Raw genomic sequence first — 24,371 nt, 5'->3', positions numbered from 1 at the left:
TTGATAGTGAGCTAACGAGTCAGCACACTAAGCTTGAGTCCTGCGGTTCCATCCAACTCCCGCAATCATGGAAGCGCTGCTTGCTGTTGACGGGCTTCGTGATGATGAAGGAAGCATGCCGCTGAATGTTTGTTGTCTCCGACACGCGCCAACGCGGGATCGGAGGTGGCGCAGATCGGCATCGCGTGGGCGCATCGGCCACGGAACCGGCAGCCGACAATCCTGCTGGCCGGCGAAGGCGGCTCTCCGCGTAAAACCGGCTCAGGCCGATTTCGCTCCCGCACAGGATCTGGCGATGGCACCGCAGCCAGAAGCGCCTGCGTATAGGGGTGCAAGGGATTGCCAAAGACGGTTTCCGGTGATCCTTCCTCGACGATCCGACCGAGATACATGACCGCCACCCTGTCGGCGATATGGCGTACCACGGCCAAGTCATGGCTGATGAACAAATAGGTCAGCGCAAAACGCTCCTTGAGATCTTCGAAGAGGTCGAGGATCTGCGCCTGCACGGAGATGTCGAGCGCAGAAATTGGTTCGTCGGCCACAACGAAGCTCGGCCGGGCGATGACGGCGCGGGCGATGGCGATGCGTTGTCGCTGCCCGCCCGAAAAGGCGTGCGGATGACGGTTGGCGACCGCAGGGTCAAGGCCGACAATTTCAAGCATCTCCGCCACACGCGCGCGCGCCTCCGCTCTTGTTGCAAGGCTATGGACGAGCAGGGGTTCAGCGAGCGTTTCGCCAATCTTCATACGCGGATTGAGCGAAGAGAACGGGTCCTGGAACACCATCTGCATGTTACGCCTCAGCGGCCGCAGCAGCGACTGATCGAGCCCGGTCAGATCTCTCCCAGAAAAGCGGACTGCGCCTTCGCTCACCTGTTCAAGACGCAGCAGCGCGCGTCCCAAGGTGGACTTGCCACAGCCGGATTCTCCCACCAGCGCGAGCGCCTCTCCCTGTTCGACCCGCAGATCCACACCATCAACAGCGCGCACGGTGCTGATGCTGAGTTGACTTCGCCAATTTCGTCGGCGCGTCTGGTACTGAACCTTGAGCGCGATCGCCTCGGAGACGGGAGGCGCCTCGTTTATAGAATCGGTCATGACTGCTTTCCCGAAACTCTCCAGCAGGCCGCACGCGCACCCTCGCCTAGCGCCATCAGCGGCGGCGCGACGCTGCATTTGTCGAAGCGGAGCGGACAGCGCGGCGCAAAGGCGCAACCCACAAAAGGCTGGTTCATCGACGGCGGGGCGCCGGCAATGGCGCGAGCCCGCTTGCCGCGTGGCTGGTCCAACCGCGCAATACTGCCCAAAAGGCCCGCCGTGTAGGGATGGCGGGGCGCAGCATACAGGCGATCAACGGGCGCTTCCTCAACCACGGCGCCCGCATACATCACCATCACCCGGTCCGCGACGCGCGCCATCAGCGCCAGATCATGCGTGATCCAGACCAGGCCCATGCCGCTGGCCTGCTGGATGTCGCGGATCAGACGAACGATCTCTGCCTGCACGGTCACATCGAGCGCTGTGGTTGGTTCGTCCGCAATCAGCAAATCTGGCCGGCCAGCTAGGGCGATGGCGATCATGACGCGCTGGCGCATGCCGCCCGAAAACTGATGCGGAAACTGTCCCGCGCGCCTGTTCGGATCCGGCACGCCGGTGCGTTCGAGAAGATTCACCGCCTCTGCCAGTGCTGCCTTCTTGTCAAAGCCGCGATGACGTATGAGAACTTCTGCGATCTGTTTTCCAACGGTCATGAGAGGGTTGAGCGCGGCGAGCGGATCCTGAAAGATCAGCCCGACCCGCCTCCCTCGAAGATCGCGCATGGCGACATCCGGCTTCGACAACAGATCTTCGCCATCGAAATCGAGCTGGGACGCGGTCACGTCCGCCTGGCGCTTTGGATGCAGGCCGAGCATGGCAAGCATGGTCGTGCTCTTGCCCGAGCCGGATTCGCCCACCACACCCAAGGTCTCTCCCGCAGCCACTTGAAAGGATACATCGCGGACAGCATGGACCGGTCCAAACCGGACATTGAGGTTTTTCACATCAAGAAGTGCCTGGCTCATCGGACGCTCCTCGGATCAAGGCGATCTCGCAGCCAATCGCCGAACAGGTTGACGCCTAGCACGGTGAACGCGATGGCGAGGCCAGGGAATGTCGCAATCCACCAGGCTTTCTGTAGATAGTCGCGGCCGTCATTGAGCATCGCCCCCAAGACGGAATCGTTGGGTCGATGCCAACGCCGAGAAAGCTCAACGCGGCCTGTGTCAGGATCGCTTGCGCCGTCGAGAAACTGGCGACAACAATGATCGGCGCGGTTGAATTGGCGAAGATATAGCGCCATAGCGTTCGCGGCGTGCCGACGCCGACGGCGCGGGCGGCGAGCACATAGTCCTGCACCTTCACGGTCAGCACCTGGGCGCGCACCACGCGGGCGTAGTTCACCCAGGTCGCCAGCGCCAGCACGATCACGACTGCGTAAAATCCGCCGCCCAATGTCCCCAGGAGGAAGATCGCCAACAGCGTGAAGGGAAAGGCGAGTTGCACATCGACAAACCAGGAAATCACGCCATCGACCTTACCGCCGAAATAGCCGGCGAGGATGCCCATCAGGCTGCCGATGACCGCACCCAGCAGGGCTGCCGCCGTGCCCACGGCCAGCGAGATGCGGCTTCCATAAATCAGGCGCGAAAGAATATCGCGGCCCAGATTGTCGGCCCCCAGCAGGTGCTTAATCGAACCGCCCTCGACGAAGACGGGCGGCGCCAGCCGTGCGCGAAGGTCGATTTGGCTAGCAGAGACCGGCGCGATCAGCGGCGCGAACACCGCGATCGCCACCGCGGAGAGAATGATGGCGCCGCCGATGATCCCGACAGCGTTGCGCGACAGGAAGCGTGTGAAGGAAGCGCTCATGTGTTTCTCACCCGCGGATCGATCCGGTGATAGAGCCAGTCGACGAACAGATTGATGGCGACAAAGCAAAAGGCCGAGACCAGCACAGTGCCCTGCAGAAGCGGGAAATCACGCGACGAGACGGCGCCGATGGCGAGCCGGCCGATGCCCGGCCAGGCGAAAATGGCTTCGATGACGACAGCGGAGGAAATGAGATCGCCAAGCTCCAGGCCCGCCATGGTCACGACCGGCAGCAAGGCGTTGCGCAACGCATGCACCCAGACAATCCGCGTTTCATAGAGACCTTTGGCGCGCGCGGTGCGGATGAAATCTGCATTCAGCACCTCGATCATGCCCGACCGCACGAGGCGACAGAGCCTTGCCGTTGATTGCATCGACAACGTCAGCGCCGGCAAGACCAGCGAACTGGCGCCGTCCGACCCCGATACCGGGAAAAATTGCCAGGTGACGGCAAAAATCAGGATCAACATCAGCCCCAGCCAGAAGGCGGGCACAGCAAGACCGATCATCGTGAACATGGTGATCACCGCATCGATCCAGGTGTTGCGGTAAAGCGCCGCCAGCACCCCAAGCGTCACGGAAAGGACGAGGGCGATCGTGAAGGAGGCGAGCGCCAGCAGGAATGTGTTGGACAGGCGATCGGCCACAAGGCTCACGACGCTCTGATTGTAGAGGAAGGATTGACCGAGATCGCCCTGCAACGCCCGCCACAGGAACAGGCCATATTGAGCAAGAATGGGCTTGTCGAGGCCAAGATATTCGGTGAGCGCGCGGCGCGCCTCCTCTGTGGCGTTGGGCTTGATCAGCAGGGCGACCGGGTCGCCCGTCGATTGGGCCACCATGAATGTCGCAAAGCTGACGCCAATGAGGACGAAGAGCGCCCTCAGGAGCCGTTTGGTCAGATAGTTCAATGCACTTGTCTCCAGCAGCGCCGCAGGTTGCCGCATTGTCAGGATGGGGCTGTTTTCGCGGCCCCATCCGATCAGCATATACGATCACGCCTTAAGCTTGGCGCGGGACATCTCGACATAGTCGTCCGGGCGGACCGGGAAGTCGAGGCGGTTGCTCACCCCATAGATCGCCGGCAGGTACCAGAGATAAATCCACGGGCAATCGTCCCACACCATGGTTTCGGCTGCAGTCAGCAGCTTCTGGCGTTCCGCGTCGTCAAGCGTCACCGACGCCTTTTTGACCAGCGCGTCGAACTCCGGATTGTTGTAGGCGCTGGAATTGTCCACGGCATCCGAGGTCAGGATGACAAGCTCGACCGACGGATTGATCAGGGACGCCCAGCCATAATAATAGATGCCCTTGAAGGCCTTCGAGCGGATCATGTCGGAGAACTTGCCCGGCTCATAGGCTTCTATCTTCGGCTTGAGGCCAATGGCCTCGAGAAAGGCGGCCACCGTTTCAGCAGCTTCTTTCGCTGCGGGATAACGACCATAGGCGATTGGGATCTCGAAGTCGGTGAAGCCGGCCTCCGCCAAGAGCGCTTTGGCCTTTTCCGGATTGTAATCAAACGGCTTCAGGTCCGGATTGTTGTTGGGTGGATTGACGATGGAGACGATCGGCTTCGTCTGGCCGCCGAGCAGCGTTTCCACCATGGTCTTGACGTCCACCGCATAGTTCAGCGCCTGTCGGACGCGCTTGTCCTTCAGCGGCTCCATGCCGTTGAGTGAAATGCCCATATGCATTTTGCGCAGGCCCGCCACCGACACCGCCTTCGACTTGTCGGAATTCGCATCCTCCGCCGTGTCCGGCGTCAGTCCCACGGCGATATCGACGCTGCCGGCCTTGAGCTCGTTGATGCGCGAGGACAGTTCGGGAACGTCGCGGAAGATCACGTCCTTGATCGCCGGTTCGCCGTTCCAGTGGCCGGAATTGGCCTTGAGCACCACGCGGTCGCCCTGTTTCCATTCGGTCACGACGTAAGGGCCGGAACCAATCGGCTTGGCGCCCACGACATCGGCCGGCGTGTCCTTCAGATAGGCGGGCGCGCCGATGAAGGCCTCTTCCAGCCAATAGAGCATGTTGATGGTCGGCGCGCTGGTGACGAGGTCGACCGTCAAGGGATCAACGATCTTGATCTCGGTCAGACCTGTCTGTGGCCACAGCTGGCTTTCGCCGTTGAACGGCGCGATGTTCATGCGCTCGAAATTGAACTTCACGGCGGAGGCGTCGAACTTTTCGCCGTTGGTGAAGGTCACGCCGTCGCGCAGCTTGAAGCGCCAGCGGGTGGGCTCGGCCTGTTCCCAGCTCAAGGCCAAGCGCGGCTCATGCGTGCCGTCGGCATTGCGGCGCACGAGACTGTCGAAGACCGACCAGATGACGCTGCCGATCGGGTGATTGTTGCGGATGAGATGCGGATCGAGCGTCGAGACATCGTCTTCCGATGCGATCACGACAGGCGAGGTCTGCGCGAAAGCGCCCCGCGGCAAGCTCATCAGCGCAGCAAGCGCCGCAGCGCCTTTGCCGAGCTGTCGCCTGGTGAGAATAGGCCCTGAATTCATCGTGCTGTTCCCATTTTTTTATTGATGACGGCAAAAGCTTGCGCCTTTTCGCTAATTTGGCAATGGAATTTTTTCGAAAGTCCGGATCATTCATTTAATCCCACGCCAAATCCTGCGCAAAAATGCATCACGAGGCGACTGTATGTGCCCGTTACGCAGTCAGCACCTGCAGACCCCTGGCCTCAAAGGAGACAACCATCTCCGGCGCGACATCATTGTCGGTGACCAGGAGATCGACCGTGGCGAGATCGGCGACCCTGGCGCTGCCGACATGGCCGAATTTGCTGTGGTCGGCCAGGATGACGCATCGACTGGCCGCCGCGATCATCGCCTTCTCCACCTCCGCCTCCTCCCAGCTGCCGGTTGTGAACCCCTTGTCGAGATCAATCCCGGTGCAGGAGATATAGGCGGTATCGGCGTTCAACTGCCCGATCACAAGCGTCGAAAACGGGGCCGTCAGAGAACGCTGCGCGCCGCGCAGCGTGCCGCCCGTCACCACGACGCGAATGCCCGGATGCTCGGCCAGAACCAGCGCCACATCCAACGAATTGGTCACAACAGCCACATCATTCAAGGACTTGGAAAGCGCACGCGCGAAAGCGAGCGCCGTGCTGCCAGCGTCGATCATGATTGTCTCGCCGTCGCGCACCAGAGTGGCGGCGAGCTTGGCGATGCGTTGCTTTTCCTCGGTGAACGCCTGGCTCGCCAGATGCAGCGGCCGTTCGAACCGCGCCGCCCTCACCGCCAGCGCGCCGCCGCGAATACGCCGCAACACCTGCTGGCGCTCCAACTGCTCGAGATCGTTGCGGATGGTGACTACGGACACTCTGAGCCTGTCGGACAGGCCCATCACGGACACTTTGCCATCGGCCTCAAGCGCCTCCAGAATCCGCTGATGACGCTGCATGGCGTTCAATGCTGTCACGACTGCCCCCAAGACCACCTGCCCAAAATTAATGCCAAATTTTCTCACACAACGCTATCGCAAATTTTCGAAATTTTTCCTTGCGGAAAAAACAGACAACCGGCAGCCTCAGGGGCATTCAGGAGTGCGACAATGCCAACGACATCCAAAGACCAGCCTCATATGCTGGTCGACATCCTACGGCAGGGCGAGGTTCTTGCCCGGCTTCTCGACCGCTACGACAGTTTTGCCGCTATCGGGGCGGAACATCTAACGCCAGATGCAGGCGGACATCTGGCCGCCTTCGGATGCGGCGACGGCTGGTTCGCAGCCCGCGCGGTGGCCGCCATATCCGCGTCCGTCTTCGACATGCCGATGGAGGGCGTAACCAGCCTCGATTATCTGCTATCGGAAAACCGCAAACCCGTATCGGCCGACCGCGCCATCGCCATTTCCATGTCCGGAACGGTGGATCGCACGATTGCCGCAGCCCAGCGCATCAAGTCCGTCGGCGGCCGCTATGTGGCGCTGACGAATGAAGACGGCGCGGCGATGGGCGCGGCCGCCAACGCCATAGCCTCGCTGAAGATCGACGACATCGCGCCCTTTCTCACAGGCACCACGCGCTATAGCGGCACGATCCTCGGCTTGATGATGCTGATCGAAGGCGCAGCGCGTGCGTCAGATCGTCGGCCGCAGGTCAGTTGCAAAGGCCCGGAGATGACGACGTTGCTCCGTGAGACCATTCCCGCGAGCCTCGACATCTGCCAGCGCCTGCTGCCTGGTATCTGCGCCGACGTGCTGGGCCAAGGTCTCGGCGGCGTGCGCGTGCTCGGCGCCGGCGCGGATTGGGCAACGGCTGAGTACGGCGCAGCCAAGCTGGTCAAGGTGGTTCAGGCGCCGGTCTGGGCCAGCGAAATCGAAGAATTTGCCCACAGCCTGTTCTGGTCGAGCCGCAAGGATGAACTCGTCATTCTGATCGCCTCTACGCCCGAAGTTGCCCGCCTCGCTTCCAACACAGCCGGGGCGCTGGCCCATGCCGGCATGCGAACTCTCGCGATCGAGACGTCGGGTCATGCGGTGGAGGGCGCCACCTACAGGATCAGCTTGCCGGCGACGCCGGCCTGGCTCTCGCCATTGCTGACGCCCGCGCCGCTGCAGATGCTGTCCTACGCGCTCGCCGTCGAAAGTGGTTTCGATCCCAATGTCAGCCAGGACAAGGCCGATCCCGGCCGTTTCCTCGCCGCCCAGCTTCTCAGCCGGCGCTGCGAACTCGTCTGAAATCCAAAGCAGAAGCACAGAGGCCATGAGCCAGTCATACGTCACCCCCTCCTCCACCCCGACTCGCCGCTCGACGCCAAAGCGCGCGCGCTCGTCGAAATGCTGTTCGAGAAGGAAGCGCGCCTGATGGACGCGCTGCCGACCGACGATCCGCTCGACGAAAAGCGCAAGCGCCGCGTCGAACTGACCCGGGTCGAGATCCTCGGCCAGGCCGACGCCATCCGTAACACGATCCGCGAAGCACGTGCCGAGACCATTGAGACCGCACAGTATTTCGCAAGCCAGGGCGTCAAACGCATCATCATGACCGGCTGCGGCGATTCCCTTGCCGTGATGTTCGGCGTGCGAGACATTTTCGAAATGCTGCTGGGCATTCCGGTCGAGCCGATCCAGGCGCTCGATTACGCCTATTACGCCAGCCGCACCACAGGTCCGGACACGCTGGTGATCACGCTCAGTTCCTCAGGCATGACCACGCGCACCGTCGAGGCCATGCTGATTGCGCGGGCCAAGGGCGCCAAGACGCTGGCGCTCAGCAACACGCCAGGCTCCGCCTTGATGACGGAATCGGATCGCGGCCTGATGATCCGCGCCGAGCGCAAGGGGTGGCCAACCCAGGCCAGCACGGCGGCCATAGTGCTGCTCGCGCAATTTGCGATCGACTGGGCGCGCGCGGCCAACCCGGGCGACGCCCGCATCGATATCCTTCAAGCGGCGCTTGACGCGGCGCCCGGACAGGTGGCCGACGTTGTAGAACAACACGAAGCGGCGCTCATTGACATCGCGCGCCTTGAGGCCGATCGCAGCTTCTATCTCTATGCGGCCGGCGGCCCAGCTTTCGCGTCGGCCATGTTCGGCGCCGCCAAGGTCAAGGAATGTTCGCCGGATCAGGGCCTGGCCATTCCGCTTGAAGAGTTCCATCACTACAATTCCCAGAAGGAAGGCGATCCGCTGTTCCTGATCGCGCCCGATGGCCCCTCGATTTTTCGCGCGCGGGACACGGCCTTCGAAGGCAAACGCTGGAAAGGAAAGATCTACACCATCGTGACCGAGAACCAGAGCATGCTCGACCAATATTCCGATGCGGTTCTCAGGCTGCCGGCTGTGCCGGAATGCCTTTCGGCGCTTGTCTATAGCGTGCCCGTGCAGCTCTTCGCCCACCATGTCGCGATGGAAAAATTCCGCCGCGCGGAACTGGCGCGCGGATGACCTCCATGACGAACCCGCGCCTCGTCTGCCTCGGCAATCTGACGATTGACGATGTCGTGCTGCCCGACGGGACCGAGCGCCCCGGATGCACCGGCGGCGATGCGCTCTATGCTTGCCTTGCAGCGCGGCTGTTTGAGCCGCGCACGGAGATGGTCGCGCCCGTCGGCTGCGACTGGCCGGCATCCACCAGCGCCCAGATCCGGGCGGCCGGTCTTTCCGAAACCGGCCTTTCGTCGCGGAATATCCCGTCGTTGCACAACCGCGTCGCCTATGACGCCGATGGCGGACGCGTCTGGACGCTCTACAATGGCGACGACGCGTTTCACACGCTGTCGCCGACCATCGCCGATATCCCTGCGTCCTATCTCGACGCGGAGATCGTCCTGATCCTCGCCATGACGCTCGACGCGCAGATCGACCTCGTCGCCGGTCTCAAGGACCGGCCAAACCGCCTCATCGCGCTCGATATGCAGGAGGATTACATCTGCGGCAATGAGGAGCGGCTGCGACGGATGATCGGCGACTGCGATATCTTCATGCCGAGCGCGGACGAGGCGCAACAATTGCTGGGGCACACCGATTGGCAGGCTGCCGCCCGTGAATTTGCGGGCCTCGGCCCGTCGATCGTCGTGCTCAAGCTGGGAGCCGAAGGCGTTTTGGTGCATGAGCGCGCGACGGATCGCATGTTCCGTACGCCGCCTTTCCCGGGATCGGTTGTCGACACCACCGGCGCCGGCGACAGTTTTTGTGGCGGCTTTCTGGCGGCGTTGTTGCAAGATCGTTGCGATCTCGAGCAGGCGGCGTGCGCCGGAGCAGTTGCGGCCGCATTCGCCGTATCCGATTATGGCGCCGATCCGATGTTCCGCGCCGAGCCTCAAGAAGCCATGCAGCGGCTTCGGACGTGGCAGGGCAATCCATGAAGATCTGCATCGTCAATCCCAACACCACTGCCGCCTTCACCACCCGCCTGCTGCACAGCGCCCGGGTCATCGCAGCCCCCGGCACCGACGTGGTCGCTGTGCAACCGGGCGTCGGAGCAGCCTCGATCGAAAGCCATGCGGAAGAGGCGCTTGGGGCGCTGGGCGTGATGCATGCGGTGGCTGAGGGCGAGAAAGGCGGCATAGACGCCTATGTCATCGCCTGTTTCGGCGATACCGGACTGCATCAGGCGCGCGAAATCGCCCTCGGCCCCGTGATTGGCATGACGGAGGCGTCGCTGCAGGCTGCATCCCTGATCGCCCACCGGTTCTCCATCGTCACGCTGCCGCCGCGCACCCGCGCCCATTCGTTGCGGGTGCTGGCCGACACGGGCCTGTCGCATCGCTGCACGGTGCGCGCCGTCGATGTTCCAGTGCTGGATCTTGAAGACGAAGTTGCCGCTAGCGCGCCGATCATCGAGAGAGAAGCCCGGCTTGCGATTGATCAGGATCATGCCGAAGCAATCATCCTGGGCTGCGCGGGACTTTCGGATCTTGTCGAACCCCTGAGCCAAGCGCTTGCCGTCCCGGTCATCGATGGCGTGATGGTGGGTTTGAAATTCGCCGAAGCTCTCGTCGCCGCGGGCCTCAGGACCTCCAAGCGCTCCACCTATGACTATCCGCCGGCTGGCTTCACCCTGCCGAAGCTTTTCTAGCCTTCGCCCAGAAAGGGTATCACCAAATGTCTGTGCTGTTTCGCAATGTCCGGGTCTATGATGGCGGTCTTGCCGAAGGCGTCACCGCGCCGACCTCGGTGCTGGTCATGGGCGACACGATCGCCGCGATCGGCGCCGATCTTGCCGCGGCAACGCCGGCGGACGCCGAAGTGATCGAGGGCAATGGCGATCTGCTCATTCCGGGCCTGATCAACGCGCATTTCCATTCGCCGGTCAACCATATGAAGGGCATGCTGCCCAACCTGCCGCTTGAAATCTTCATGCTCTATGAATCGCCCGACCTCGAGGCGCTGAGACCGAGCCCGCGCGAGGCCTATGTGCGCACCATGCTGGCGGCGATGGAAATGTTGAAGACCGGCGCCACCTCGGTGCAGGACGATGCCTTTTTCGTGCCGCATCCGACGCCCGAGGTGATCGACGCCGTGATGCAGGCCTATCGCGATGTCGGCATCCGCGCCACGGTCGCGCTTGACCAACCGGAACTCGCCGAACTCGAAAAGCTGCCGTTCCTGGCCGAGCTTCTGCCGGATGCGATGCGTCAAGAACTTGCCCACCCGCCGGCATTCGGGAGCGAGCGGCTATTGGAAAGCTACCGCCATCTGATCGACGCGTGGCATGGCGCAGAAGGCGGACGGCTTTCCGCCGCCGTCTCCTGCTCGGCGCCGCAACGGATATCCCCCGAATATATGGGCGCGCTCGATGACCTCAGCCGCGCGCATGACCTGCCTTTCTACGTGCATATGCTGGAGACCAAACTGCAACGCGTTCTGGCCCATGAACAGCCACGCTTCGCCGGCCGTTCGCTGGTGCGCTACACCCACGATCTCGGCCTGCTCTCAGACCGCATGAACATCATTCATGCGATCTGGATGGACGACGCCGATTACGACCTGATTGCCGCTTCCGGCGCCTCAGTGGCTCACAATCCGATCAGCAATCTACGCCTCGGCAGCGGCGTGATGCCTTTCAGGACGCTGCGCGAGCGCAAGATCAACATATGCCTCGGCACCGACGAGGCGATCGCAGATGACGCCGTCAACATGTGGGGCGTCGCGAAACAGGCCGCCCTGATCCATACGATCGGCGATCCGGACTACAAGCGGTGGCCCGACGCCTCCGAGATCCTCGATTGCCTGTTCCGTGGCGGCGCAAAGGCCATGCGACGCGGGGACAGTCTCGGCGCAATAGAAGTCGGCCGGCTCGCCGACCTCGCTTTGATCGATCTCGATACGGCGGCGTTCACCCCGCTCAACGACATCCGGCGGCAGCTGGTGTTCTGCGAAAACGGCGCCGGCGTGCGCGCAACCATGGTCGCCGGCCGCATTGTCTATGACGGCGCCCGGCTGACAACCGTCGATGAGCGCGCGCTACGCGCAGAGGCGCGTGAGATCTTCTCCGGCCGAAAGGCGGCCTTGGAGGGCGCGCGCAGCGAAGCCGCCCGTTGGCTGCCCTATTACGAGGCCATGGTCGCCAAGGCCGCCGCGCGCGACGTCGGCTTCAACCGCTGGCTTGGCTATAGCGGCGCCTGATCGCTTAAGACAAAGGAGATCACAATGCTTCCCACCCATGGCCGTTACGACTTCAAGCCGATCACCCAGCGTCCGGATTTTCGTTGGCCGGATGGCAATGGTCTGGCGCTTTATGTCGCCCTCGGCGTCGAGGAGTATCGCTTCGGTCAGGGCATGACCGAAGACATTATGCCTGGGGCCAGCAAGCCCGATCTGGTCAACACGTCGTGGCGCGATTACGGCAACCGTGTCGGCGGCTTTCGTCTGATCGACCGCTTCGCCTCGCGCGGCATCCGGCCCGCCATGCTGCTCAACACCGAAGTCTATGATCACGCGCCTGCGCTCATGGATGCCGCGCATGAGGCCGGCATCGAGATGGTCGGCCATGGCCTCACCAATTCCGACACGCTGGCCGGCATGGGCCCCGAAGAAGAGCTCGCTTATATTAAGGCGGTGCAATCGAAGATCACCGAGAAGCAGGGTTACCCGGCGCGCGGCTGGTCGAGCCCATGGCTTGCGCATACCGACAACACGATCGATCTCCTTCCCGAAGCCGGTTTCAGCTATCTTCTCGATCTGCGGATGGACGATCAGCCAATCTATCTCAAAGGCAAGAGCAAGCCGCTTCTCGCGCTTCCCTATGCGCTTGAGCTCAATGACAGCACAACACTGATCGGACGGCAGACGACCGCGCGTGATTTTGCGCAGATGATCGTCGACGAATTCGACGAAATGCTGCTCGCCGCCCGCACCCAGCCCCTGGTCATGAGCATCGTCGTCCATAGCTTCATCTCCGGCCAACCCTTCAGACTGGCGGCCCTGACGGCGGCGCTTGACCATATCATCGCAAAACGAGACCAGGTTTGGCTAGCGCAGCCGGGTGAAATCGAGGCTTTTGTGAAAGCCGACCCACAACGGACTGTCTGAGGATCTTCGCAGACGGCTAGGATCGTCTGCCAATGGCAGAACACGGAAGTTGCGTCTGCATTCTCGTTAGGATTGATGTCCGGTGCCCCTTGGACGGTATCGAACCATAAGCGCCAGCGGCAATTCTCAATGCGCCTCCTGATGCGTTCGTCCCAGCTGTGGCGCCCGAACTCGAGGCGATTCAGGTTTCATTTAATCTATCGCCTTAGCAGGCCACGCCGGAAACTGTTCCGGTTGAGAGTGCAAACCAGGAACGCCATGAGAAACCCGTCTGCTTCATCTATTCAATTTCAGCGAAAAATTTCTTCCTTCTGCGATGTTCGCGTCGCGCCGCTCGTTTGACCGAGCGAATTGAACAACATCCGACCATACCTCCTCAGCCTTATTATATATCACGTATATCCGCTAACGCGATCAGGTCGGACAGATTGGGTATCAATTCAGGCAGCATGCGGCCTTGAAACCGTCATGAGCAACGCCCTGAGACAAACCCTTCAATCCGGGCTAGAGGCGATCGTACGCTGGATCGACAAAGAACAGTCAGGGCCGGGAAATGACCATTCACCTACGAAGGTCGAGCAGAGGGCAAGATTACCGGAAGATGGCGCCGTTGGTCATCCGAGAGGCAAGACAGGCGTCCCACCCAAGCCGATCAAGGAGTTTCCTGAGCCATTGTTCGAGGCATCGGAAGATCCGATCGAATTCGCTTCTGCCCTGATGTACCATATGCGCAGACATGGAGATTCTGACTATCGGCTCCATCGGGCGGTCGCCGACCGGCATCCACGCTTTGAACGCTCCACACTGGCAAGTTGGAGGAAGGGAACGAAATCGCCTCGAACTGTCGATAGCCTGGAGGTCCTGTCATCCTTCGAACAGCGCTATCGTCTTCGCTCAGGGTATTTCAAGGCAAAGCTGCCACATCAATCACGCTCGACATCCGGCTTCGAACTCGCAAGCGAGGTCAGCGCCGCGGAACGACGCCGCCTGGCCTGGCACCTTCCCGACGACTTCAATACCCTCCCCTTCGCCAAACGCGAGGAAATCCTGGAATGGGTGCGCCGCGTCATCATTTCTGGCTCTACGGATTATCGGCGTTTCCAGGCCACCGCATCCAAACAGCGCTATGCAATCCGATTTCCCGCCATTTCTTACGGCAGCACACTGTCCCCTAGACTTACTGCTGGCGGCGATGGCATCGAGTCCGATCATGCCTCTATCGAAGATCCAGACCTGCTCGGCGGTGTGATAGACGCGCCGCCGAGGTTGTCATTGGAGATGGCTAACCTGGTGCATTTCAAGACCGCCACTCTTACAGCCGTTGGACTCCAGCGAAGCGGGGTATGGGGCGAGGAAACGACTTCACAGAAGATCGAGCATCTCGGACTAATGTTCGGATCGCTGGCAGCGTCGCCGCAGAGTGCTGTCAAGGGTTATGGTGTGCCGCTCGCTCAACTCACATTCGGCCTGCTCGTCTTCCCAGGTGTTTGGGATTGGTATCTGCAGTGGCGTGAGCGGCGGCGCGGCTTCTACACCAAGTGGGAGGAGGACATGCTTCAGATCCTCTTGGGCATGGTCCGACCGGAAACGGGCTGGATGTGGCAACATCGCCAGCTCGCCGTAAATCTGAAACCAATTTCTGGATTGATTTCCGCCGCCGAAATCCGCGCCGCCCAGAGTGACTGGTGCGGAGCGTGCGAAACCGCTTTCAAGCATGCAACGCAACGGCAGAAGGAAATTCAGCGCGTAGCCCGCGTCCATCGCGATCCGTTCGAGCCGATCATGTGCGTACTCGAGGCCGAAAGCCCACTTGGAGAATACAGAAAAATCACCGAGGAAATCGTCAAGCGCATGCCCGATGAAAGCCGCTACCCGCGCGCCGCGGCCGAGGCCGTTAGATCGTTCCTCCTTCTCCGGCTGGGGTTACACCTCGGCCTACGCCAGAAAAATCTGCGGCAGCTTATGGTGTGCCCGCGCGGACAGTTTCCAACGTCAGAACGCCGACTGGAGGACATGAAGCGCGGCGAGCTTCGATGGAGCGAACGCGATCGCGGCTGGGAAGTACTGATCCCAGCAGTCGCATTCAAGAATGCGAACTCGTCATTCTTCGGCTCAAAACCCTTCAGGCTCATTTTGCCCGATTTACAGGATCTCTATCACTATATCGATGCCTACATCAGTCGGCATCGCCGGCTGCTGCTAGGACGATCCCAAGACCCGGGCACCCTATTTATCAAGACTGTGAAGACGACCAGCAAAGACGCCGCCTACAATCAGACGACCTTCTATGAAGCCTGGAAACTGACCATCCAACGCTATGGCATCTTCAACCCCTACACCGGCCGCGGCGTGATCAAGGGCTTGTTGCCGCACGGACCGCATAATGTTCGCGATGTGCTCGCGACGCATATTCTGAAGCAAACTGGATCGTATGAACAGGCGAGCTACGCAATCCAGGACACGCCAGATATGGTCGCCCAACATTATGGGCGCTTCCTGCCACAAGACAAAGCTGCCTTGGCAGCCAAGATCCTGAACCGGGTGTGGGAGGCGGCGTAGGCGCCTAAGGCTCAGAACTTATCGATAATCCTCAGCAGGTGCGCGGCGCGAGTGGCGATCACCGCGCGCACCGTCTTGAGGATTGGATGCTGGATGCCCGCTTCCAATAGCTCCAGCAGCAGGCCATCGGCTTCTCTTTCGATGTTGCCGGCCAGGCTAGCGATGTCGTTGATAAGCAGGCGCTGCGCTGCTTTGGTGCCGGGAACGAGGCTCAACCAGTGTTTCAGCTGGATCGTGTCCGGAACCCCTCGACCTCCAATGTTCATCGCAAGTTTCTTGGATAACCTTGGATATGCGGCTGTGCAGACCACGTCATACAGCGGGGCGAGGTCCGGCGTGGTCGTCTGATAAAGCAGAGCATAGTTTTTGCCATGGGCATCGGCATTCCCTATAAGGTAGTGCAGGAGCAGCATTCGAATGAAGCGCAGGCGGTCGGCGGCGGGTCGACCGCAGACGCGATTGATGAGGTCGAGGGAGCGCTCAGCGCCCGGGCCTCCCTCCTCCTCATATTTGAGTTCCGGCGGTATGCTCAGAGCCTGGCAGAAATCCTCCTGATGCAATCGGTCAATGCGCCCGTCATGTGTCCGTGCACGGTCGTAGCGCTCGATGAGCAGAAATGCCGTCTCTCCACTCCGCCGCATGTCAACGGCGGGGACAGGCAGGTTCAAACGGCCAGCAAGTCGCAAGCAGAAGAGCTCGTTCTCGACGGTTCCTTCCAATCCTTCGATCACTGGCTTGAGAATATGGGTTGTCGGCCGCCCGCCCTTGGCCAATCCGATGGCGTCGCCTTGAACAACGACAGCGAGCTTGTCCTGGGCTCCGGCAAGGGAGAGCCGGACGCCGTCCTCGCCGCCAAGAAGAGGACGACCGCGCAATTTGCCGATCAACTCGGCCAGCCTTTCGCTCGTGAGTACCTCGACACCGTCTTCATCAGTCGCAGCCGTCGCTTCCCCGCTGCGATACAAAGACAAAGCGCCGGCACACTCGCCGCCGATAACCTCGAGCAACCCGAAGGCATTGCCAGGCGATAATCCAGCGCCCCCGCCAGGCGCTGCCTGGCGCCCTGGTCGGGAAGAAGACCGGAAAAGAACGGGCGGACGACCTGATCGGAATATTGTTCTTCCCTCAATGGCATCGAGAAGGAGATCGCACGGCCACCAGACTGAAGGTAATTCGTGTCATATACGAAGGCAAGAGTACCGTCGGTATCCTGCCCGAGGACGCCAGCTTTGGTGTTTTTGAAATAGACATCGAGATATCTGGTCACAGTCGGAGCTCGCGCCGAGTATTGACGGAGACGACGAGGCCAAGCGTGTGGGCGACCTGCAAGGCGCGACCAAGCTGACAGCTCTCCTTGCCGGCCTCCAACTCACGCAAAAATCGCACGCCCACGCCAGCAAGGCCCGCGAAGTTGTTCCTGGGTCAGTTTCTGGGCTTTTCTCTCGGCGCGAACCAGCGCACCAAAGGTTTCAGCATCTGCAACAGCACTCATTATCATCCCTTTCGGGACGGAAATAGCACACTAGAAACGAACAATCAAATAAACGTCCCGATCGGGACCAATTTCAGTCTTGTTACTATAAAGGCCACCCGTCCATCCCGATCGGGACGAAACTGGAACGAAATATCTTGAAGATTCGGAAAAGCTCGCGTTCAGAGCGCCTGAAGAAGAATGAAGAAGAAACAATTTCCGCGTCTTGCCTCAAAGGCCGGGAACTTCCGCCTTGAAGGGATTCGAACCGGTGGCCAGCCCCGTAAGGTCGATCGCTGCCGGAAACTAAACAGATTCAATGCTTTGCATGGGCGAAGACATAGCTACGCCATCGGTACTCAGGTCGATCCAAGGCATCGATTCTTTCAGCGGAATCAATGCACTCTAGTCCGGCGGCGGCTGCAGCCTCCAAGACCTGTGCGTCAGAATGCGCGTGAAAGATCTCGACTGGCTCATTGGGCATTGGGTTTCGGACGTCAACGGCAAGAAGACCAGTCTCGGCGAGAAGACGCGCCATCCTTTGAAAGCTACTCCAAAAATCGCGGTTATCGAGCAGCATCAACACTGCCGAGCAAAGAATAAAGTCGAATGGCGCCACGTTGGTCAGCCGGGCAAGCTTTGGCAGCCGATCGTCTAACCAGGTTATTCCTGCAAGGCTGCTCGCCTCCCCGCAAGGACGAAAGGCAGCCGACGGTTCGACCGCGGTGACCTGCAGGCCGCGCGCTGAAAGCTCTCGCGCATCCCGGCCGCTGCCAGCGCCTATATCGAGGGCTCGGCCCTCCTGAGGGAGGTGCTTAAGAAGGTTCGAGTGGACGGCATCGAAGGAGACGGCGTCGTAACGCGGCCGCAAGTCAGCAGCCAGACGGTCGTAGTACGTGACAGGATCGGAGGACCATTCCGCATCCATCAGGGCGTGGCCTTTGAAGAGGCGTTCTTGGTGAAATACGCTGACGGCCCGCAACTCGTCACGAACGAGCCAACTGCTGCAAACAGCAGCAGCGTGCAGAAGGTGCCGACGATGATGAAATTTCCTCCGATCTTGCCTTTGCCATCATAGCTGCGGATGTCAGCGAGCACTTTCTGCATCACGTATCGCAGCCTAATGAGCGCGATGATCATCAGGAGGTTGGAGGTCCCAGCGAAGATAAGCAGCATCGATCTTGCTCGATCACTGATGTCGAAGCTTCCCACTGCAAACCACAGGCCACCGGTGAGCGTCATTATGATAAGGGGCGATTGCCAAAGAAACCCGTTGAGCGAACTGAACCGTGCCGGGTTTGCCGGAGGCTGTTTGGTTTAAGTTATGCGGCCATGGCTGGTTCATCCAGCATGGCATCATATCGCTCCTCGGCGTCGGCTAGGGAATATTCCCGATGGGCTCCAGCAGTCGCCTATTGTTGAACCAGTCCACCCACTCGAGCGTGGCGAACTCCACAGCTTCGAAGCTGCGCCGCGGCCCTCGCCGATGGATGACCTGGGCCTTGTAAATACCGTTGATCGTTTCGGCCAGAGCATTGTCATAGGAGTCGCCGACACTTCCGACGGAAGGCTCGATGCCTGCCTCCGCCAGCCGCTCGGAATAATTGATCGACACGTATTGCATGCCTCTATCGGAGTGGTGAACGAGGCCTCCGCGATGAGCGGGCCGCCGATCATGGAGCGCCTGGTTCAGAGCATCGAGGACGAAACCCGCATGAGCGGTCCGGCTTGCCCGCCAACCAACGATGCGGCGGGCGAAGGCATCGATCACGAAGGCCACGTAAACGAAGCCCTGCCAGGTGGCGACATAGCTGATATCGGAAAGCCAGAGCATGTTCGGTCTCGGTGCGCGAAACTGGCGATTGACGCGGTCGAGCGGGCATGGGAGGGGCTTGTCCGACACCGTGGTTTTGATGGGCTTGCCACGAATGATGCCCTGCAGTCCCATGGCCTTCATGAGCCTTGCGACGGTGCAGCGAGCGATATCGAAGCCTTCCCGCTGCAACTGCCGCCAGACTTTCCGCACACCGTAGACCCGGAAGTTCTCATTGAACACGCGGCGTATCTCGATCTTCATGGCCATGTCGCGACGGGCGCGGGCCGACTGGCGATCCACGTCCGTGCGCTTAGTAACGACGTCATAGTAGGTGGACGGGGCGATCGGCAGCATTCTGCAGATCGGCTCGACCCCTAGCACCGCTCGATATTCATCGATGAAGGCAATCATCGCTTCAGTGGGCGGTCGAGCTCCGCCTGGGCGAAACAAGCGCTGGCTTTGCGCAAAATCTCGTTGGCCTGACGAAGCTCGCGGTTCTCGCGTTCCAGAGCCTTTGTTCGTTGCTGCAATCGATTCACCGGATCGATTGCTCCCTTCGGGACCGCGCCTCACTCTCTGCCACATCACTCGGCAACCCGGCTCTCTTGCCGGTATTGACTTCCGCCTTCTTGACCCATGCATTGAGCGTATGCGCCGAGCAGCCGATCTTGGCCGCTATCGAAGAGACCGCTGCCCACTGGGACGGATGCTCGGCTTCATGATCGAAAACAAGCCGCACCGCTCGAGCGCGGACTTCAGGCGAAAATTTGTTCGTCGTCTTGCTTGTCATGGCTCCACTTTCTCACGAGTTGGAGCCTCCGGCAAACCCGGGGCGGTTCACACCGAGAAGCGCATAGCGGGGGAATCAAGGGCGATAGAAACGCAGACAGCCCCTCGGCGATTGCCTTAGGGCTTGGTTGATCGTGCTTTGATTTTGGTTGCGGGGGCAGGATTTGAACCTGCGGCCTTCAGGTTATGAGCCTGACGAGCTACCGGGCTGCTCCACCCCGCGTTACCCGACTTTTGCTTTAGCAAAATGTCGCTGTTTTTGGCGAAGCCAAAATACCGACCGATTTTGCCGTAGGCAAAATATCGCTTAATCCGGCAAGGCTGAACCGCGATAGGTTTTCGGCTATGCCAAAATACCGCAAGCGCCTGCGTGTTGTGAAGAGTTATGAGATGTTTGCATTTTGCAGACCTGGCGGCGACCTACTCTCCCGTGTCTTGAGACAAAGTACCATTGGCGCAGGGGCGTTTCACGGCCGTGTTCGGAATGGGAACGGGTGCGGCCGCCCCGCCATGACCACCAGGTCGGCGAAAGGCAAACAGAGAAGCTGGTTCTTTGCGAATAGCGAATAGGGATCAGCGAGTAGCATGTCCGTATTTGCTGGTTCGATCGAATGTTTGGGCGTTTTGCAGGCTTTGGGCCTGCCGCCTGACTTTTCAGGCGCGCCGTCCGCAGCGTAGCAGTCGTCAGACTGCGTCAGCGTGAGGACAAAAGATGTTCATGAGCTGAGCTCATGAAGATGATCATAGGCAATGGGAACGATCAAGTCTATCGAGCTATTAGTAACGGTAAGCTTCACAAGTTGCCTTGCTTCCACACCCGTCCTATCGACGTGGTCGTCTTCCACGGCTCTCAGGGAACACTCGTTTTCAGGTGGGTTTCCCGCTTAGATGCCTTCAGCGGTTATCCCTTCCGTATATAGCTACTCTGCTATGCCGCTGGCGCGACAACAGATCCACCAGAGATACGTCCATCCCGGTCCTCTCGTACTAGGGACAGATCCTGTCAATATTCCTACACCCACGGCAGATAGGGACCGAACTGTCTCACGACGTTCTGAACCCAACTCACGTACCGCTTTAAATGGCGAACAGCCATACCCTTGGGACCTGCTCCAGCCCCAGGATGCGATGAGTCGACATCGAGGTGCCAAACAACCCCGTCGATATGGACTCTTGGGGGTCATCAGCCTGTTATCCCCGGCGTACCTTTTATCCGTTGAGCGATGGCCCTTCCACGCGGGACCACCGGATCACTATGACCGACTTTCGTCTCTGCTCGACTTGTCAGTCTCGCAGTCAGGCGGGCTTATGCCATTGCACTCGACGACCGATTTCCGACCGGTCTGAGCCCACCATCGCGCGCCTCCGTTACTCTTTCGGAGGCGACCGCCCCAGTCAAACTACCCACCATACACTGTCCCGGACCCGGATGACGGATCGCGGTTAGACATCCACGAAGATAAGGGTGGTATTTCAAGGATGGCTCCACAAAGACTGGCGTCCCTGCTTCAAAGCCTACCACCTATCCTACACATGCCTTGGCGAATGCCAGTGTAAAGCTATAGTAAAGGTGCACGGGGTCTTTCCGTCTGACCGCAGGAACCCCGCATCTTCACGGGGAATTCAATTTCACTGAGTCTGCGTTGGAGACAGCGGGGAAGTCGTTACGCCATTCGTGCAGGTCGGAACTTACCCGACAAGGAATTTCGCTACCTTAGGACCGTTATAGTTACGGCCGCCGTTTACTGGGGCTTCGATTCAAAGCTTGCACCTCTCCTCTTAACCTTCCAGCACCGGGCAGGCGTCAGACCCTATACGTCGTCTTGCGACTTCGCAGAGCCCTGTGTTTTTGATAAACAGTCGCTACCCCTGGTCTGTGCCACCCCTCAATACTTGCGTATAAAGGGGTCACGCTTCTTCCGAAGTTACGCGTGCAATTTGCCGAGTTCCTTCAACGCAGTTCTCTCAAGCGCCTTGGTATGCTCTACCTGACCACCTGTGTCGGTTTCGGGTACGGTCTATAATGGCGGAGCTATTTCCTGGAACCGCTTCCCTGCACAATCAATCCAGTAAGACTGTACAAGTTACGCGATCCGTCACTACCGCCAGGCCCACGATTATTAACGTGGTTCCCATCGACTACGCGTTTCCGCCTCGTCTTAGGGGCCGGCTAACCCTGCTCAGATTAACTTTAAGCAGGAACCCTTGGTCTTTCGGCGAGGGAGTCTCTCACTCCCTTTATCGTTACTCATGTCAACATTCGCACTTCCGATACCTCCAGGAGCCCTCACGGGTCTCCCTTCACAGGCTTACGGAACGCTCCGCTACCCCAGATATTCGTAAGAATGTCTAAGCCTCAGCTTCGGTGCATGGCTTGAGCCCCGTTACATTTTCGGCGCAAAGACCCTTGACTAGACCAGTGAGCTGTTACGCTTTCTTTAAATGATGGCTGCTTCTAAGCCAACATCCTGGTTGTTTTGGGATCCTCACATCCTTTCCCACTTAGCCATGACTTGGGGACCTTAGCTGGAGGTTAGGGTTGTTGCCCTTTTCACGACGGACGTTAGCACCCGCCGTGTGTCTGCCGATTAGTACTCCCGGGTATTCGGAGTTTGGTTAGGATCAGTAAGACGGTGAGTCCCCATAGCCCATCCAGTGCTCTACCCCCGGGGTATTCGATCGACGCTCTACCTAAATAGATTTCGCGGAGAACCAGCTATCTCCAGGTTTGATTGGCCTTTCACCCCTAGCCACAAGTCATCCCAATCTATTGCAACAGATGCGGGTTCGGTCCTCCAGTTGGTGTTACCCAACCTTCAACCTGCTCATGGCTAGATCACCTGGTTTCGGGTCTAATGCAACTAACTGAACGCCCTGTTCAGACTCGCTTTCGCTGCGCCTACACCTACCGGCTTAAGCTTGCTAGTTACACTAAGTCGTTGACCCATTATACAAAAGGTACGCAGTCAGCCTTGCGGCCTTCCACTGTTTGTAGGCAACCGGTTTCAGGTTCTATTTCACTCCCCTCGTCGGGGTGCTTTTCACCTTTCCCTCACGGTACTGGTTCGCTATCGGTCATGCACGAGTACTTAGGCTTGGAGAGTGGTCTCCCCATGTTCAGACAGGGTTTCACGTGCCCCGCCCTACTCAAGGACATCGAGTGTTCTACGTCTACGGGGCTATCACCCATTCTTGCCAGGCTTTCCATCCTGTTCGACTTTATTCCTCGATGCCACTGGCCTGGTCCGCGTTCGCTCGCCGCTACTGACGGAGTCTCGGTTGATGTCCTTTCCTGCAGGTACTTAGATGTTTCAGTTCCCTGCGTTCGCTTCTTACACCCTATCTTTTCAGGTGCAGATACCTCTTCTCAATGCTTGGAACCAAGACCGTCCGAAGACGGGCCAGATTACCAAGCATCAGAGGTGGGTTCCCCATTCGGAGATCCATGGATCAAAGCCTATTCGCAGCTCCCCACGGCTTATCGCAGCGTATCACGTCCTTCTTCGCCTGTGCATGCCTAGGCATCCACCAATTGCCCTTATTTCACTTGATCGTTCTCATTGTCGATGATCACCTGGATTGCAAAGCAATCCAGATCTTTGTTTTGTCCTGACGCGCCAAAGGCGCTCCGGACGGGCCGCCAAACGATTGGCGACGGCCGTTCGGCCTTGCGAAGCTTACGCTTCGACAGGCGTCTCAAATCAAAGATCTCATCAAACATTCGATTTACGTACGGATAAAGATCCGTACGAGACCAGCTTCTCGAGACATGCGGACGGATGTGCGGTCAGCAACATCCACCATGACGCTGGACAATCAGGCCAAAGGCCCAAACATCCCGGCGACACTTGACAGGCAAAGGTTCCAAGAACCAGTCCCCGCATGTCTTCTCTTCACAATTTCGGTTAAGAACAGGCGCTTTGCTCAACGAGCAAACCGCAAACTTTTGTCTTCCAAGGATATCGTCATCCACTAGTCCACCGCAATGGTGGAGCTGAGCGGGATCGAACCGCTGACCCCCTGCTTGCAAAGCAGGTGCTCTCCCAGCTGAGCTACAGCCCCATTATCGCAGTCATCTGACACTCGCGGCCAACCAGAAGGATGGCGTCGATTGCCGCGTCGCAATCATGGTGGGCCTGGGAAGACTTGAACTTCCGACCCCACGCTTATCAAGCGTGTGCTCTAACCAACTGAGCTACAGGCCCAAACCGGTCCAGAGCCCGGCTCAAAGCCGTAAGAGCCCAGGTTCGGCTGATATCCTTGAGAAAGAGAAACGTGGAACGGCGGCGTCCGCATAACCATGGAGACCTAAATCTCCCGGCTTCGTTCTGGCGATCGACCTGACTGGTCGATCTTTGTTCTAAAAGCACGGGAAGGTTCATATCATCCGAAGACGATCGTCTTACCAATTCCACAGCTTCCTTAGAAAGGAGGTGATCCAGCCGCAGGTTCCCCTACGGCTACCTTGTTACGACTTCACCCCAGTCGCTGACCCTACCGTGGTCGCCTGCTTCCCTTGCGGGTTGGCGCAGCGCCTTCGGGTAAAACCAACTCCCATGGTGTGACGGGCGGTGTGTACAAGGCCCGGGAACGTATTCACCGTGGCGTTCTGATCCACGATTACTAGCGATTCCAACTTCATGCACCCGAGTTGCAGAGTGCAATCCGAACTGAGACGGCTTTTGGAGATTAGCTCACCCTCGCGGGTTCGCTGCCCATTGTCACCGCCATTGTAGCACGTGTGTAGCCCAGCCCGTAAGGGCCATGAGGACTTGACGTCATCCCCACCTTCCTCTCGGCTTATCACCGGCAGTCCCTCTAGAGTGCCCAA

16 protein-coding genes, 3 tRNA genes, 3 rRNA genes, 3 pseudogenes and 1 other annotated feature are annotated in these 24,371 nt (G+C 59.5%); of the genes and pseudogenes, 7 read left to right on the top strand and 18 right to left on the bottom strand.

Annotation, left to right across the window (positions count from 1 at the left end; genetic code table 11):
• Positions 1-65: 65 nt before the first annotated feature.
• From H2O14_RS21390 to H2O14_RS21365, 6 genes are all read right to left on the bottom strand, one after another.
• The gene (locus H2O14_RS21390; RefSeq protein WP_182829491.1) at positions 66-1,100 is read right to left on the bottom strand and encodes an ABC transporter ATP-binding protein; all 1,035 of its coding nucleotides are present in this window, start codon (positions 1,098-1,100) and stop codon (positions 66-68) included.
• The gene (locus H2O14_RS21385; RefSeq protein ID WP_182829490.1) at positions 1,097-2,065 is read right to left on the bottom strand and encodes an ABC transporter ATP-binding protein; all 969 of its coding nucleotides are present in this window, start codon (positions 2,063-2,065) and stop codon (positions 1,097-1,099) included. Before H2O14_RS21385 ends, H2O14_RS21390 begins: the two co-directional genes overlap by 4 nt.
• A gap of 55 nt (positions 2,066-2,120) precedes the next feature.
• The gene (locus H2O14_RS21380) at positions 2,121-2,912 is read right to left on the bottom strand and encodes an ABC transporter permease (RefSeq protein ID WP_182829489.1); all 792 of its coding nucleotides are present in this window, start codon (positions 2,910-2,912) and stop codon (positions 2,121-2,123) included.
• On the bottom strand, positions 2,909-3,901 hold the full coding sequence (locus H2O14_RS21375; protein WP_182829488.1) for an ABC transporter permease: 993 nt from the start codon (positions 3,899-3,901) through the stop codon (positions 2,909-2,911). Before H2O14_RS21375 ends, H2O14_RS21380 begins: the two co-directional genes overlap by 4 nt.
• Positions 3,902-3,907: 6 nt before the next feature.
• Positions 3,908-5,422 carry an ABC transporter substrate-binding protein gene (locus H2O14_RS21370; protein WP_182829487.1) on the bottom strand — a complete coding sequence of 505 codons (1,515 nt, stop codon included), beginning with the start codon at positions 5,420-5,422 and terminating at the stop codon, positions 3,908-3,910.
• 151 nt (positions 5,423-5,573) lie between these two features.
• Positions 5,574-6,347, bottom strand: a complete 774-nt coding sequence (locus H2O14_RS21365) for a DeoR/GlpR family DNA-binding transcription regulator (protein WP_182829486.1) — start codon at positions 6,345-6,347, stop codon at positions 5,574-5,576.
• Positions 6,348-6,479: 132 nt separating this feature from the next.
• On the opposite strand from H2O14_RS21365, the gene H2O14_RS21360 reads away from it, so the two are divergent.
• The 7 genes from H2O14_RS21360 to H2O14_RS21330 all read left to right on the top strand — a co-directional run bounded on the left by H2O14_RS21360 (position 6,480) and on the right by H2O14_RS21330 (position 15,464).
• Positions 6,480-7,607, top strand: a complete 1,128-nt coding sequence (locus tag H2O14_RS21360) for an SIS domain-containing protein (protein ID WP_182829485.1) — start codon at positions 6,480-6,482, stop codon at positions 7,605-7,607.
• 99 nt (positions 7,608-7,706) lie between these two features.
• Positions 7,707-8,816 (top strand): SIS domain-containing protein, encoded by a 1,110-nt coding sequence (locus H2O14_RS21355; RefSeq protein WP_182829484.1) that lies wholly within the window; start codon positions 7,707-7,709, stop codon positions 8,814-8,816.
• 5 nt (positions 8,817-8,821) lie between these two features.
• On the top strand, positions 8,822-9,736 hold the full coding sequence (locus H2O14_RS21350) for a carbohydrate kinase family protein (RefSeq protein WP_182829483.1): 915 nt from the start codon (positions 8,822-8,824) through the stop codon (positions 9,734-9,736).
• Positions 9,733-10,449, top strand: coding sequence for an aspartate/glutamate racemase family protein (locus H2O14_RS21345; RefSeq protein WP_182829482.1), 717 nt, complete (start codon positions 9,733-9,735; stop codon positions 10,447-10,449). The genes H2O14_RS21350 and H2O14_RS21345 overlap by 4 nt, the downstream gene beginning before the upstream one ends.
• 26 nt (positions 10,450-10,475) lie before the next feature.
• A complete protein-coding gene (locus H2O14_RS21340; RefSeq protein WP_182829481.1) occupies positions 10,476-11,999 on the top strand; it encodes an amidohydrolase family protein in 1,524 nt (507 codons plus the stop codon).
• A gap of 24 nt (positions 12,000-12,023) precedes the next feature.
• Positions 12,024-12,905, top strand: a complete 882-nt coding sequence (locus tag H2O14_RS21335) for a polysaccharide deacetylase family protein (RefSeq protein WP_182829480.1) — start codon at positions 12,024-12,026, stop codon at positions 12,903-12,905.
• 468 nt (positions 12,906-13,373) lie between these two features.
• A complete protein-coding gene (locus H2O14_RS21330) occupies positions 13,374-15,464 on the top strand; it encodes a hypothetical protein (RefSeq protein WP_246697702.1) in 2,091 nt (696 codons plus the stop codon).
• 11 nt (positions 15,465-15,475) lie between these two features.
• Here the strand turns inward: H2O14_RS21330 and H2O14_RS21325 are convergent, their stop codons facing one another.
• From H2O14_RS21325 to H2O14_RS21280, 12 genes and pseudogenes are all read right to left on the bottom strand, one after another.
• The gene (locus H2O14_RS21325; RefSeq protein ID WP_312858687.1) at positions 15,476-16,471 is read right to left on the bottom strand and encodes a HipA domain-containing protein; all 996 of its coding nucleotides are present in this window, start codon (positions 16,469-16,471) and stop codon (positions 15,476-15,478) included.
• 83 nt (positions 16,472-16,554) lie between these two features.
• Positions 16,555-16,731 (bottom strand): annotated as a pseudogene (locus tag H2O14_RS29035) (HipA N-terminal domain-containing protein); the annotation flags it as partial.
• Positions 16,728-16,956, bottom strand: a pseudogene (locus tag H2O14_RS27905) (helix-turn-helix domain-containing protein). The pseudogenes H2O14_RS27905 and H2O14_RS29035, both read right to left, overlap by 4 nt.
• Before the next feature lie 295 nt (positions 16,957-17,251).
• Complete coding sequence (locus tag H2O14_RS21320) at positions 17,252-17,863, bottom strand: bifunctional 2-polyprenyl-6-hydroxyphenol methylase/3-demethylubiquinol 3-O-methyltransferase UbiG (RefSeq protein ID WP_182829479.1); 612 nt, start codon at positions 17,861-17,863, stop codon at positions 17,252-17,254.
• On the bottom strand, positions 17,863-18,111 hold the full coding sequence (locus H2O14_RS21315) for a hypothetical protein (RefSeq protein ID WP_182829478.1): 249 nt from the start codon (positions 18,109-18,111) through the stop codon (positions 17,863-17,865). The genes H2O14_RS21320 and H2O14_RS21315 overlap by 1 nt, the downstream gene beginning before the upstream one ends.
• A gap of 146 nt (positions 18,112-18,257) precedes the next feature.
• Positions 18,258-19,541 (bottom strand): annotated as a pseudogene (locus H2O14_RS21310) (IS3 family transposase).
• Positions 19,088-19,204, bottom strand: a sequence feature (AL1L pseudoknot). Its footprint overlaps the pseudogene before it by 117 nt.
• 145 nt (positions 19,542-19,686) lie before the next feature.
• Positions 19,687-19,763 (bottom strand) — tRNA-Met (locus H2O14_RS21305).
• A gap of 184 nt (positions 19,764-19,947) precedes the next feature.
• Positions 19,948-20,062, bottom strand: a 5S ribosomal RNA gene (rrf, locus tag H2O14_RS21300).
• Between the two features lie 234 nt (positions 20,063-20,296).
• Positions 20,297-23,093 (bottom strand): 23S ribosomal RNA (locus H2O14_RS21295).
• Between the two features lie 433 nt (positions 23,094-23,526).
• Positions 23,527-23,602 (bottom strand) — tRNA-Ala (locus H2O14_RS21290).
• Between the two features lie 66 nt (positions 23,603-23,668).
• A tRNA-Ile gene (locus H2O14_RS21285) sits at positions 23,669-23,745 on the bottom strand.
• Positions 23,746-23,966: 221 nt separating this feature from the next.
• Positions 23,967-24,371: ribosomal RNA gene (locus tag H2O14_RS21280) — 16S ribosomal RNA — on the bottom strand; the annotation flags it as partial.

The sequence above is a fragment of the Rhizobium sp. G21 genome (genome assembly GCF_014158035.1).
Classification (GTDB): domain Bacteria; phylum Pseudomonadota; class Alphaproteobacteria; order Rhizobiales; family Rhizobiaceae; genus Rhizobium_E.
This window is presented reverse-complemented; position numbering and strand designations above follow the sequence as displayed.